General features: G+C 56.8%; 10 protein-coding genes and 1 riboswitch. Of the genes, 1 reads left to right on the forward strand and 9 read right to left on the reverse strand.

What is annotated here, in order from left to right; translation table 11 throughout:
- Positions 1–6: 6 nt before the first annotated feature.
- The 9 genes from HNQ92_RS20485 to HNQ92_RS20525 all read right to left on the reverse strand — a co-directional run bounded on the left by HNQ92_RS20485 (position 7) and on the right by HNQ92_RS20525 (position 11,982).
- Positions 7–1,962 carry an alpha-1,4-glucan--maltose-1-phosphate maltosyltransferase gene (locus HNQ92_RS20485; protein ID WP_184176768.1) on the reverse strand — a complete coding sequence of 652 codons (1,956 nt, stop codon included), beginning with the start codon at positions 1,960–1,962 and terminating at the stop codon, positions 7–9.
- 338 nt (positions 1,963–2,300) lie between these two features.
- Positions 2,301–4,148 carry a hypothetical protein gene (locus tag HNQ92_RS20490; RefSeq protein WP_184176770.1) on the reverse strand — a complete coding sequence of 616 codons (1,848 nt, stop codon included), beginning with the start codon at positions 4,146–4,148 and terminating at the stop codon, positions 2,301–2,303.
- 224 nt (positions 4,149–4,372) lie between these two features.
- Positions 4,373–6,067 (reverse strand): hypothetical protein, encoded by a 1,695-nt coding sequence (locus HNQ92_RS20495; protein ID WP_184176772.1) that lies wholly within the window; start codon positions 6,065–6,067, stop codon positions 4,373–4,375.
- 49 nt (positions 6,068–6,116) lie between these two features.
- Complete coding sequence (locus tag HNQ92_RS20500; RefSeq protein ID WP_184176774.1) at positions 6,117–6,647, reverse strand: NADH-quinone oxidoreductase subunit C; 531 nt, start codon at positions 6,645–6,647, stop codon at positions 6,117–6,119.
- A gap of 86 nt (positions 6,648–6,733) precedes the next feature.
- On the reverse strand, positions 6,734–7,258 hold the full coding sequence (gene nuoB / locus HNQ92_RS20505; protein WP_184176776.1) for an NADH-quinone oxidoreductase subunit NuoB: 525 nt from the start codon (positions 7,256–7,258) through the stop codon (positions 6,734–6,736).
- Positions 7,259–7,540: 282 nt separating this feature from the next.
- On the reverse strand, positions 7,541–8,023 hold the full coding sequence (locus tag HNQ92_RS20510; RefSeq protein WP_184176778.1) for an NADH-quinone oxidoreductase subunit A: 483 nt from the start codon (positions 8,021–8,023) through the stop codon (positions 7,541–7,543).
- 251 nt (positions 8,024–8,274) lie between these two features.
- On the reverse strand, positions 8,275–8,475 hold the full coding sequence (locus HNQ92_RS20515; RefSeq protein ID WP_184176780.1) for a DUF4177 domain-containing protein: 201 nt from the start codon (positions 8,473–8,475) through the stop codon (positions 8,275–8,277).
- 108 nt (positions 8,476–8,583) lie between these two features.
- Complete coding sequence (locus HNQ92_RS20520; protein ID WP_184176782.1) at positions 8,584–11,109, reverse strand: glycosyl hydrolase; 2,526 nt, start codon at positions 11,107–11,109, stop codon at positions 8,584–8,586.
- 90 nt (positions 11,110–11,199) lie between these two features.
- Positions 11,200–11,982 carry a hypothetical protein gene (locus HNQ92_RS20525; protein WP_184176784.1) on the reverse strand — a complete coding sequence of 261 codons (783 nt, stop codon included), beginning with the start codon at positions 11,980–11,982 and terminating at the stop codon, positions 11,200–11,202.
- 102 nt (positions 11,983–12,084) lie between these two features.
- Positions 12,085–12,154: riboswitch (Fluoride riboswitch) on the forward strand.
- 50 nt (positions 12,155–12,204) lie between these two features.
- Here HNQ92_RS20525 and HNQ92_RS20530 point away from each other — a divergent pair.
- A complete protein-coding gene (locus tag HNQ92_RS20530) occupies positions 12,205–13,509 on the forward strand; it encodes a voltage-gated chloride channel family protein (protein WP_184176786.1) in 1,305 nt (434 codons plus the stop codon).
- Positions 13,510–13,511 lie beyond the last annotated feature (2 nt).

Raw genomic sequence — 13,511 nt, forward strand, 5'->3', positions numbered from 1 at the left:
ATTACATCATTGGTTATAGGGTTCAACTTTAAAAATATGGGCCGGCATTTCGTACGGATTGAGCTGCACGTAGTTGTATTCGCCCCGCCAGCGGTACTTTTCGCCACTGAGCATATCTCGCACCAGGTAGGGCTGGTCGGGGTGCAGGCCCAGCTGGTGCAAGGGTACTTTGATGTGCCCGCCCTGGGTATTATGTACATCCAGGTTCACGGCCACAATCACGGCGTTGGCCGTAGCGGGCTCCGTTTTGGTGTAGCAGATAATCTGCTCGTTGTCGGTGTCCGTAAACCGGATGTTGCGCGTGGCCTGAAGCGCCGGATTTTCGCGCCGGATTTTATTTACCAGCGTGATGATCTCACGGGTGCGGCTGTACTGCTCCCAGTTCCAATGCTTGATTTCGTACTTTTCGTTATCGGTATATTCTTCCTTACCCGGGTGCGGCGTATTCACGCCGTACTCATACACCGGACCGTACAAGCCGTAGTTGGACGACATCGTGGCGGCCAGAATAAGGCGCATGATGTGGGCGTTTTCGCCGCCCACTACCAAGTGGTGGGGTAGTATATCGGGCGTGTTGGGCCAGAAGTTGGGTCGGAAGTAGTACTGCAGATCGGTTTGGGTAAGCTCCGTGAGGTACTGCTCAAACTCCCATTTGGTATTGCGCCAGGTAAAGTAGGTGTAGGATTGGTTAAAGCCGATTTTGGCCAGCTTTTCCATCACCCGCGGACGCGTGAAGGCCTCGGCCAGGAAAAGTACCTCCGGATGTACCTTACGCACTTCCCGGATCATCCACTCCCAGAACGCAAAGGCTTTGGTGTGCGGGTTATCGATTCTAAACACCCGGATACCCTGCTCGATCCAGTAGTCGATGACGCTCTTGAGCTCCTGCCACAGGTTTTCCCAGTCGTCGGTTTCGAAATTAAACGGCAGAATGTCCTCGTATTTTTTGGGTGGATTTTCGGCGTACTGCACGGTGCCGTCGGGTCGCCAAACAAACCATTGCGGGTGTTCCTTCACGTACGGATGATCCGGCGCACACTGGTAGGCAATGTCCATGGCCAGCTCAATATTGAACTTTTTAGCCTCCTTGATAAGGTCCCGGAAGTCTTTCAGCGTACCCAGCTCGGGATGGATCGCTTTATGCCCACCCAGCCGGTTGCCGATGGCCCAGGGCGAGCCGGGATCGGTGGGGGAGGGCGTCAGGGAGTTGTTTTTACCTTTTCGTTTGAGCTCCCCGATGGGGTGAATGGGGGGGAAGTACAGCGTGTCGAAGCCCATTTTGGCTACCATCGGTACCAATTTCTTGACGTCCTTGAAGGTACCATGCTTGCCGGGCTCCGCGGCGGCCGAGCGGGGAAATAGCTCGTACCAGGCGCTGAAGCCTGCTTTTTTTCGCTCTATTTCTAAAGGATATACCGACGGCGAGCGCGTTGTCAGCGCTTCTTGCTTCACCAAATTCAGCGCCCGGCTTAGCGCATCGCTCAGTACCAGCGGCATCGCCTGCGCCGGGTCTTCTACGGCTTTTATCGCTTCAATCCATTGGTCCAGTAGGGGCTTGTCCTGAGGATTGGCCAAGGAAAGTACCTCCTGCACCAGTGCCACGCCAATTTCCAGCTCCACCGCTATGTCCTGGTGGGCGTCGTATTTCTTGACTAATCCTTTTTTCCAGGTCGTAAAGTGATCGATCCAGCCTTGTACCTGGAATTGGTAAAAACCGGGTTGCTCGGGTCGCCAGTATACTTCCCAACGATCGTTGATGACAAACTCCATCGGTAGTTCCTGCCACTGCTGCTCGGATTCGTGTTTGATCAGTACACTGGCCCTGACTACGTCGTGGCCGTCGGAGAACACATCGGCCGACAGCACAATCCCTTCCTCTACTACGCCTTTTGCGGGGTACTGTCCGGCTTCAATCTGGGGAGAAACATTTGATATGACTACTCGTTTTCTGCCGTCTTGCATGAATTTGTCGATTTGTTTTCACTACTTCTGCTAGGAATAGGCCGTCAAAATCATGCCTATAGGCTAGCCTGTTCAGCAACTACCGGTAAATTGAAGTACTTGTTTTTTGAGATTTTATTAACTAAGTGGTTGAAATTTAATTAGTTAATTGAAATAAGTACCCTTAAGTAATGAAATGATGAAGTATTTCTTTGGGGGATGCTCCGGAAATAGGGGAAACGGGAGCCGAATGAGCCAACAAATTAGGCCAGGCCAGGGCAACAGCACTGGTAGCTGGCAACCGGGCGTGAAGAATTTTTCCGACAGTGTGTAGTAAATTCTCCGCTGGCGGCAGGTTTTTAGCGTAGCGGCACGATGGATGGGGCCGAAATATCGAAGTCCGGCAAGCGCAGCGGAGCTACGCCGTCGAGGCGGAAGCGCCAGGCCGAGCTGGCGTCGGGTAGGTTGGGGTAGAAGCCAAACTGGATCTGAAAGGTGTTGAAGGTGAGGCTTTCGTTGCGTAGCCGCACACCCAGGCCGTAGCCCTGGTAGAGCGGACCGCTCCATAGCGAGCGGGTACTGTTGACGAGGCCCAGGTCGGCAAAAACAAAATGAGCTACCCGGAAACCCAGAATACTTTTCCAGGAAAATAAAACCGTCTCCAGCCCTAGGGTCAGTCGTTTGGTGCCAATCAGGAGGTCGTTGTTAATTCCGCGGATACCCTGTAGGTTGCTAATGTTGAGGTATTCGAGCGGGTCGCGCTGGATGCCGTAGGTATAGCGGAGGGTCACAAACTGCCGGAAGTTACTCAGGCCCACCGGCAGCAAGTGACTGAAGTAGTTGAGCTGCCCGCTTAGTACCCCTTGTTGTGCCCGGCCCGACTGAAAGTAGCTGCCGAAGTTGGCCAGGGCGTACACGTACCCCCGTTCCTTGGGTAGGTACCTGCCAATGGCGTACTGCACGCCGCCGTAGCCGCGCTCGCCAAACTGGGTCGTTTCCTGTCCTAGCGTCATGGCAAAGAGGCTCCCGATGGGTACGTCCTCGGTACGGCCAAAGCCGTAGATGAGTACGTCGCGCTTGTAGTTGCGGTTGGAGTACCCCAGGCTGAGGTAGTTGGCCTGCCGGTTCCAGTAGATTCGGTTGGTATCGGAGCGTACTACGGGGCGCTCCCGGTAGCTGTAGTTATTGGTACGAAAGGCAACCACCAGACGCGTTTTTTCGTCGGAGAGCCATTTCTTAAATGGAATCTTGAACGAGCGACCCAGCCACAGGTCGTAGAAATTGAAGGCCACGGGATAGCTAAACTGGGTATCGGCGTCGTTAACGAGCCGCTTGTACTCTTGAATGCGGTAGTGGCCCATCTCAAAAGCTCCGGCGTACTGGGTCTCGGAGGTGATAAAGGGGCGCGCAAAGCGGAGGGATTGCTGCTTCAGATCGCGCTCCCAGATAAAACTCGCCTGACCGGTAATAAACGTTTTGCCGATGTAGGGAATCGTGTAGACGCTTCGAAACTGAAAGCGCTGGAGGGTATCGCGGGCGTCCCAACGGATGGCGTTGTAGTGCGAGTGCGCATTGCCCGCTACATTGATGTTGTCCAGGCCCAGCCGAAAATTAGTAAATCCGCTGAAAGAACCCGACACGTTGAACGAAAAGACATCCTGGATCAGGATGAGGAGCTCGGCGCTTCCTTCGGGCTCATCGCGCGGGATAACCAGAATCCGGGCATCCAGAATAATGGGGTTGGCCCGCAGGAGCCGCTCGTTGTCCAGCAGTACCTTCGGGTCGATGAGGTCCCCTTCTTTGAACAGCAAAAAAGATTTCCGGATGATCCGTTCGCGGGTGTTGGTGTGAAAGTTCCGGCTCACAAATCCCTCGAGGCGGTTGCCGGTGCGGTTGGTGTCATACACCGATTGGCCCAAAATATCCAGCTGCCGAATCCGGATGGTATCAATGGTGAGGCCCTCGAAGGGCAGGAAGGGGTTGTTGTCGATGGCGTTTACTTCGCCTTGGGTACTTTTGTTGTATACGTCCCGAAAGAGGAGCCGGTACACCTGCCGGGAAAACTTACTTCGCGACATCCGCTCTTTAAGCTTGGTATAGCGAATGCTGTCTTGCTGGTAACGGATGGCCTGGAGGCTATCGAGATTTTGAGCAGACACCGAATAGGCTCCCAATAAAAACAGCAGGAGAAGCAAGTACCGGAACATAGCTCGATTGGAAACAAACACTAAACACGCCGGAAGCGTAGGCTGTTTAAAAATCGTACATTTCCCTGCTTCGCTCAACTTGAAAGTAGCCATACGGATGGCCGGACCTTATCAAGTAAGAACGAATAAAGGTGTTTTGTCGCGTACGCCAGCTCTCGAAGTACCCCCAGCGCGAGGTGTTGGGCAACCAGGTACTTCATGAGTACAAGTACAACGTGAAAAAGCTAGCGTGAACGGCGCGCGTCTAAAAGCGCGCTACGGACTTTTTCGGCGTCGCTGAGCGGGGGGGCTTTGCGGGTATAGTACTTTCCGTTGGGTTTAAGAATGGCAAATGAAGGCGACGACAGCGGGTTGAGCCGGAACGAAAGCGCCAGGGCCTGGCTGTAGTTCAGGTAAAGGTGCACACCGCGTAGCTGGTGGCGGATGGTATATTGCTTCCACAGATCCTGAAGCGTACCGGAGTCGTCGTCGGAGAGGTGGATGTACAGAAACTCGACGTCGTTGGGTAGTTGAGCGCGCAGGGCCGGGGCAAAAGCCAGCTCGCGGCGGCTCACGTCGTCGTCGAGGCTCCACTTGATCAGGTACAGCGTTTTCCCTTTGTACAAATTCTGAATCTGCCGGAACCAGGCCGTCCCCCCGATCTCCGACTGCGCCAGCCAGATTCCCGGCTGCACTTCTTTGGGTTCCGACCCCAGGTCGCGGCGGTTCAGGACGGTACGGATGGCCGCGCTATCTTTGGTTTCGAGCCGGAAGAGCTCGTCCAGTGAGGCCCGGAACTGCGGTTGTTGGATCTGGTCCTTGACGTGATTATACAGCAGGTTCTGGTCGTCCAGGGTAAGTAGGTGAAGCGTCGAAACGGGGTAGTAGGCCGCAAAAAAGTCGGCGGCATTGGTCCCAAACAAATCCTGACAAATGCGGTAGCTTTTTTCAAAACCCGTGATGAGGTCCATGGCCCGGCGGTTGCGCATGTAGAGCTTGCTCATGAATTCCACGCCGCTGTTTTGGGTACTTTTCTCCTCGCGGATCTGGGTTAGCTGCAGGCGCTCGGTGGCCGATAGCGGGCTTACGTACCGCAGAATCAGGCTGGCTAGTTGATCTACCGGCAGCGCACGCGCGCGGCTCGGGTTGGTAGCGCTCCATTGGCGTATCTGGCGCTCCAGGTAGTGGGAGGTGCGCGTGGCCCAGGTTACGTGCTGAAAGGTCAGTGGCGGCGCGGCCAGGCGCGCCAGGCTATCCAAGAGGCCCTGTTCGAGGTTGAGGTCATTGGACAGGGCGTGCTCGTAGAGCAACGCCAGCTGCTCGTCGTTGGCCAGGGCCTGTACCCAGCTCAGGAGGCCGGGTGCTACGTTCCCCTGGCTTTCGAGGGGTTTGAGGGCCGAAAGGCGCAGCTCGGTGCGGCGCTGCAAGTCGCGTCGGGCACCGGTGGAGCTCTGCTCCCAGAAGTACTCGAAGAAGTTGGCCCCGTACCGCTTGTCGGCCTGCATGAGCCGGGTTTCTTCCATGACGTACTGCGAGTACTGGTTGTTAGCTTCGGCCTGCACACCAGCAAAGTAAAAGAGCTTGCGGGCCTTGAACATGGAGTCGGCGTCAAAGGAAATCTGCACCTGGCCCGGCGACGCCAGGAAGGTCGTGAATACCAGCCCGCCGTAGTCGAGGTAGATTTCTTCTTGCGAAAAAATCAGCGGCAGCGACACCCGGAAGCTGCCGTCGGCCTGTAAAGGGGCCTGTCGGGTGAGCTCCGTCTGCAGCTGGAGCAGGTTGTTGCGCGAGAAAGTAATGGCCGGGGCCGAGCGGTACAGCGGGGCCGTCAGGTTCAGGATGCGGCCGGTGATGATGACGGAGTCGGTCTGGGCGTAGCTACCGGACGAGTCAGCCAGGTACAGCAGGGAAAAAGCGAAAAAAAAGCGTTTGAATGTCATAAGTCAGGTAGCGGGTAAAAGCCAGAAAGCGGACGAAGAAGTTGCTTGATCAACCTTCGGCCGTAGGTACGTTGCGGTCTTCGTATCTGACCCGGATGCCGTGGTATACCTCTTGCACCTCGTAGTCGCGGCGCAGCGGGTGGCCTTCCCAGTCGAGTGGCAGCAGGATGCGGCGCAGGTCGGGGTGCCCCTCAAAATGGATACCCACCAGGTCGTATGCTTCGCGCTCGTGCCAGTCGGCGGTGCGCCAGATATGGCTCACGGTAGGTACCTGGGGCAGCGGCTCGCCGGGCTGGTTGCGCAGCAGCTTTACTTTAAGCATCAGGTTGTGGCCGTAAGGAATGGAAGTCAGGTTATAAATTACCTCCATCGTACCCAGGCCGGGGCCGTTGTCGAGGGCCGTGACACAGGCCAGGTGGTCGAAGTAGAGCCGCTCGTCGCGGTGCAGAAAAGCACAGACATCCGCCAGGCGTTCGGTTTGGATCGAAAGCGCGGGTTGCAGCAGATTTTCCGGGGCGTCGGGCTGAATGGCTTCGCCAAACTGCCCGGCCAGTATGGCTTGTATGTCCGTAAAATGCATATTCGTAACTACTGATGGACTTTCCGTGGGCCTGGTGGGTACTTTATCAAACCGCCAAAGTACCTATCCTGTTTGGGAAAATAAAATTATACCGCTTCGGCCGCTTTGGCCTCCATGTCGAGGAGCATCTGCGGGGCCAGCGGGTGTTCGCGCCGGATTTTCTCCTGCAAGCGCATGAAGCCCCCAATGAGCGCCTCCGGCCGGGGCGGACAGCCCGGCACGTACACATCTACCGGTACAATGCGGTCCACGCCCTTCACCACGTGGTAGCCGTGCTCCCAGTAGGGGCCGCCACAGTTGGAGCAGCTACCCATCGAAATCACGTAGCGGGGCTCGGGCATTTGCTCGTAGAGACGGCGCAGGCGGTCGGCCATTTTGAAGGTAACGGTACCCGCTACGATCATCACGTCCGACTGCCGGGGCGAGGGCCGCGGGAAAATCCCGAAGCGTTCCAGGTCATAGTGCGAAGCGTAGGTGGCGATCATCTCGATGGCGCAGCACGCCAGCCCGAAGCCCATCGGCCAAAGCGACGACAGCCGCGCCCAGTTCAGTAAATCCTCGGCGCTGGTGAGGATAATGCCCCCGTCGCCGGTTTTGATGCGGTCTTGCATAAGTATAGGTACCTACCCACCGAGTGGGTAGTTTTAGAAACAGCTACTAAAAAGAAAAAAACAGAGCGACTTGTCCCGGCCTTCGCTTTTGAAAAAGAGGGTAACGCCCAAAGGGATAAAGCCAAAGTACCTTTCTCCTTCTTGGGGTAATCCGTACTGAAAACAAAAGTAGTACTTCTTTGGTGCTGATGCTAGCCGTAAGGTTGTAAGTACAAAGGATAAAGCGCGAAGGTACTTTGTATCCCGAAGGTACTTGCAGGTACCTTTTCCCAAGTACCCCGGCTAAGGTACTTTAACTTTAGGCGCGTACTTTTCATTGAGCTGCTCGTAGAGCGCGGGAGGTACCGGCGAGGGCGTGTGGGGTACCTGGGGCGTGGGTCGCACCCAGTCGAGGTACCCCTTGCGCCAGGCGTAGGCCAGGCCGAGCGTGAGCATGCCCACGAAGACGAGCATTTCGGCCAGGGCAAACCAGCCCCAGCGGCCGTCGGTCTGCTCGATGAGGTCGACGTTGCCAAACACCACCGCCCACGGAAACAGAAAGATCAGCTCTACCTCAAAGAGCACAAACACCAGCGCCACCACGTAAAACCGCACGTTGAACTGCACGTTGGCGTTGCCCAGCGGCTCCTCGCCCGACTCGTAGGTCGTGAGTTTTTCTTCGTTGGGGCGATTGGGCCGGAGCAGGCGCGAGGCCCCCAGCACAACCATGATCAGCACGATGGCCGCCAGAATAAAAAGCAGGATGATACCGAAGTCCGAGAGCATTTTTGGAATAGAAAAAAGAGTATTTTAACGTGAACTGGGCGCTTATTGGCCGCGTAGCGGTCGAATATTTATAGGAACAGGTATACTTTAAAATAGGTTAGGCGTGCCTTTAGGTACGCAACGACTACCGCTGGTTCCGTACCTAAAGGCACGAGGATGGATTCGGGTGGTCAGCTTGACTATACATAGATCGTACCTACGGCACTTAACGGATGGTCATGAACCCAGCGCACAGTTCACTAAATGAGTATTTATACCTCTTTTTCAAAGAATAAATAAATGTAAATAGCCGTCCCAAAACTCGTTGACGTGGTTGACGTTAAGTTGTAGCCGTTAGCGGCGTATTCGTCCAGTTTCTGTTGAATTTCTTCCTTGGATTTTTTTACGATATGCTCCGAATCCAGGGTTAGTTTGCTGTAATAAATGAGCGATTCTACTTTATAATCTTTCATAGTTGAATCCTTTTAGTATATAGATTTAGTAAAATACAGGTGTAGTTAAATCGACTTACTCACTTTGTATTCCAGGTTTAGAAGTACCTACAAAGGTACCCATAAAACTCAGTGCAGCAACTGCACCGGCCCCAGCAGGCCGGAGGGCATAGGCTCCCAGCGGGTGGCGTCGAAGGGCCGGTAGGTGATGTCCACGATATTGGCGTCGTAGAATTTCTTCCAACCGGGGTTCTGCCGGTCCACCAGCCGCATGTGGTTGGCCGAGAGGTTCGTGACCTCAATTTCGAGCACGTTGTCTTTCGCTTGTAAAGTACCCCCGTTGAGCGCCAGTTGAAAGGGCAGCGCCCAGGCCGTACCTACCTCTTTGCCGTTGAGCCGCACGTGGGCTACCTCGCGCACGTCACCCAGGTCCAGGGTGAGCGTTTTGCTTTTAAGTACCTGGGCGGGCGCGTCGAAGCGGAGCGTGTAGCGGGCCGTGCCCGAAAAGTACCCCGCCGAGTCGGAGAGGGTAGTCCAGGAGGTCAGCTGCGGCAGGCTGGTGGCGGGTAGGCTGGAGGTACCTTTCGTCGAAGCCAGCTGCCAGGTACCCGTCAGGGGGTACTTTTGGCGGGCAGCGACGGGCGCTGGGGGTAGCTTCTGATTTTTGGCCGGGCGCAAAAAGCACGACTGGCCCGGCAGCAGGTGCAAAAGTACCTCCTCGCGTCCGCCGGTGCGTCGGCTCGGTAGCAGGGTACTTTGGTCAGTGAGCGGGTCGTATTTTTCTACGGCACCCGGCAGCGCCGCCAGCGACACCCAGCCTTCGCTGAATTGGTCGGCCAGGTTGGCTACGAAGTACAGCGAGGTACCTTGGTGTTTTTTACGAATAAAGGTAAGCCCCTGCTCGGCCCAGGTTTCGGGCGGAGCCTGCTGCGAAAGTACCCGCTGCCAGTCAGCGCCGGTAGAAACATTCTTGAACGCTTGTAATGCGTTGAGTTGTTCGGCAAAAGCCGCCTGCCGCTGCGCGTGCTGGTGGTAGCCCATGGGGTACTTGGGAAGCTCCCCGGCAAAAACGATCCGTGCCCCGGCCCGCGCCAGGCGAAGCAGCTCCGCCAGGGTACTTTCAGACAGGTAGGTAGTGGCCGGAATCAGCAGCGTTTTGTACTCGGTAGAGCCGGAGCTGAGCTGCCCGGCGGGGGTACTTTGCAGGCGTTTCAGCTGCGCGTCGGAGGCGAAGTCGAAGGCGTAGCCTTTTTGCCAGAGCTGCTCGGCCAGCTGCCCGAAGGGTAGTTGGAGCAGCCAGCGGTCTACGTGGTGTACCTCCAGCAGGTGAATGCCCGACGCAGACGGCTTGGCCCAGAGATCCTGGATGGGGAAGTACAGCAGCACGTCGTGGTGGGGCTGGCTGTTTTGCAGCAACGTCTGGCAGCGCTCAATGTACCTGTTCAGCAGGGGTAGGTGCTCCCAGAAGTGCGAGCGCAGGCCGAAGTTGGTGGAGGCGTAAAACAGCCAGCCGGGGAAGGCCTCTTGGGCGGGCGTGTAGGTAGTGCCGTGGTAAAAAATGTGGTTGATACCGCCCGTAAAGAGCTCATCGACCTGGGGTTTGACCTGCGACAGCGACACCTTGAAGTGGTTGGCGAGCCAGGTGGCGGTTTCGGAGCTGACCATTTTTTTGCCCGAAAAATGCGCCGCCGACGACGCAAACTTCATCGCCAGCGGGTGGGGCGTCCCGAAGCGATCTACCTCGTAGTCGGGGTCGATGCGCAGGCCGGGGATTTTGAACCGGCTCGTCCCGAACGACTCCGTTTCGGGTACGTCGGCGCTTTCGTAGAGGTCGAGTAGGTTGCCGGGGGAGCCGTGAGCCTGGTAGCGGGTCAGGAAGCCGTGTTCGCGGCTCCAGCTAGTCCAGGGATTGGCGTAGCGCTCCAGCAACAGCTCCGAGAGCGTTTGCTGGTAGTCGATGCGTACCAGGGTACTGGGTAAGGTACCTGCCGTGTCCTGAAGCAGCGACCCTACTTTTTGCAGATCGTAGCCGCGTCTTTTTTCAAATTCTTGCAAAAAATCGGTGGTCCAGTTGGCCCCGTACACTTCGTAGGAGTCGTTGTACATGGCGCGGGGGCGCAGGGTGGTTTTGGCAAAGGCTGAGTCGAAACGCGCCAGGTACTTGCGCATGGCTTGATCCTGAAAAGGGTCCAGCACCAGCCCCACACCGCCCGGCGCGGCGCGCTTCACCTGCTGCCGGGTGGGCTCGGCCACAAATTTCCCGTCCAGGTACTTCCACTTCTGGGCGGCCATTTCCTGGGTTACGTTGGGGCCACCGAAGGGCCAGCCGGTACCGTTGGACATATCTACGCCCAGGCCGAGGCGTTTTCCCTCGCGCACGGTATGCTCCATCGCCGCCAGCCATTTTTCGCTCAAAAACGGCAAAAATTGCGACTCGTACCCTTTGGTACCATAAATGGGAATGATGTTCACGCCGCCCAAGCCCGCTTTGGCAAACTGCTCCATCTCGTGCGTGATATCTTCGGGCGTGACGGCGCTGCCCATCCACCACCAGAGGGTCCAGGGTTTGGCCGTAGAGACAGATTGGGCATGGGCGTGGAATGCGGCAAAAAAGAGAAAAATCGTAAAGAATAGGTTGAGTCGCTGCAAACGCATAATTCAAAGTACCATTAGATTGTATACAGTAGAAGACTACCCCACGGTATTTCTACACGGACGAAGGTGGGAAAATTTTCACCAGAGAGTTTAGTACGTGGCCCAGAGGGGTACTTTTTGGATAGCCTGAACGTAGGTACCCAGCGTGAGCAGCAGCAGGAAGACAAAAGTCACCACCACCCAGCCCACCCGGAAAGGTACCTTTCCGCGGCTCAGGGCCGCGCCCAGCAGCGGCAGGATTTGCAGGCCGTGCAGCCCCACAAAATGCGCCACGCGCAGGTCGCCGAAGCGGGTACTCCAGTTGAGCAGCGGCAGGCCCGCGCCGCCGTCGGGGCCACCCACGGTATGGCCCGGCTGCTGCGCCATGTACAGCCCTTCCAGGCTAGCTAGCAAGAACAAAAGCAGGCCAAGCCGTATGCCCCAAAGGTAGGCCGCCGGGAGTTGCGGAAAACGATTTTTCCAAAAACGATAGGCCAAAGTACCCACCAGGATGGTATTAAAGACGATAAAGCCTCCCATCACATTGTACAGGATCATACCCTCCAGCGACTCCTGGTGGTAGTGGGATTTTTGCCCCCGGAAAGCCTGTAAGGTAATGATCACCATTTCTACCGCCATACAAAGACAAACGAGCCACGAAAAGCGCCGCACGTAGCGCTGATTTTCCAGGTCGCCGGTGAGCCAGGCGAGGGTAAACGCGTAAATGCCAATGGATACGAAGAATTTGAACGGTTTGACCCAGCGATTGATCCCCAGAAGCGGCTGCTCGTCAAGCCACAGAAAAGGCAGCAGGACGAGCGCTGCGGCCAGGTTCACGACGCCCAGGTAGTACAGGATGGCGTTGCGTTGCCGGAGGTTTTGGAGAAGGGACATGGGAGCCTAGCGGGTATAGAACAACGAATGACCAAATATAGGCAGGAAAAGTACCCCGTCAGCCTTGGGGGTACTTTGGCGTTTCTGTTTTTTTAGTACTTTTGCCACGAAGGCAATGGTGTCTGCCTCGAACCGTCCCGCACTGCTTGGGAATGATGGCGCCTACGCATTGACAATCGTCAACGTAGATCAGCTATGTACTTCAAACAACCAAGCAATTTTATGCATTCCCAGGGCCAGCGCTTCCGCTCGATCGAGCAAACTACCTATTTTCTTTTTGTGGCAAAATGGGTTCTGATCGCCCTGGGCGTGGGAATCCTGGTGGGCTCGGCCTCCGCTTTTTTCCTCGTCTCGCTCGACTGGGCCACGCGGTGGCGCGAAGCCCACCTCTGGATCATTGGGCTGTTGCCGCTGGGCGGGCTCATCGTGGGCCTAAGCTACCATTACTGGGGGCAGGACGTGGTCAAGGGTAACAATCAGCTGCTCGAGGAGCTCCACACACCCCGGCAGATCATCCCCCTCAAAATGGCTCCGCTGGTCCTGTTCGGCACCCTGGTGACGCACTTTTTTGGCGGCTCGGCGGGGCGTGAAGGTACCGCCGTCCAGATGGGCGGCGCCATCGCCGACCAGTTTACCCGGTGGCTGCGCCTCAAACCCCGCGACCGTAAGATCCTGCTCACGACGGGCATCAGTGCGGGCTTTGCGGCGGTGTTTGGCACGCCCCTGGCGGGGGCGGTGTTTGCGCTGGAGGTACTTATGATTGGGCGCGTGCGCTACGAGGCCCTGCTGCCCAGCCTGCTCACGGCCGTCGTGGCCGACTACACCTGCCACTGGTGGGAGGTAGGCCACACCCACTACGCCATACCCGACATTCCGGCCATGCAACCCACCTTTTTTATCTGGGCCGTGGCCGCGGGGATTGTGTTCGGGCTGGCGGCGCTGTGCTTTTCGGTGGTGGTGCATTACTTCGGAAATGTATTTAAGAGTACCCTCAAGTACCCACCCCTTCGGCCCGTGGTGGGGGGGACGGTGCTGGCCGTGGTGGTTTACCTGCTGGGTACTACCAAGTACATCGGGCTGGGGGTACCTACCATCCTGGCGGCTTTTGAGGGCCCCTTGCCTTTCTACGATTTTGCGCTCAAGCTACTGCTCACAACCTTTACCCTGGGCGCGGGCTTCAAGGGGGGCGAAGTGACGCCGCTGTTTTTTATCGGTGCTACCCTGGGCAACGCGCTGGCCTACTTCATGCCGCTGCCCGTGGCGCTGCTGGCGGGTATGGGCTTCGTGGCGGTGTTTTCGGGGGCTACCAACACGCCCATCGCCTGTACCATCATGGGCATCGAGCTCTTCGGGGCCGAGAGTGGCGTCTTTGTGGCCATTGCCTGCGTTACGGCCTACCTTTTCTCGGGGCACTCGGGTATCTACTCCTCGCAGATCGTCGGCAGCCCCAAGCACCTGCTTTTTGGTCGTAACGAGGGGAAGAGCCTGTCCCAGATTACCCTGCTCAAACGCCGTCCTAAGCGCTAAGT

The organism is Rhabdobacter roseus, from assembly GCF_014202275.1.
Classification (GTDB): domain Bacteria; phylum Bacteroidota; class Bacteroidia; order Cytophagales; family Spirosomataceae; genus Rhabdobacter; species Rhabdobacter roseus.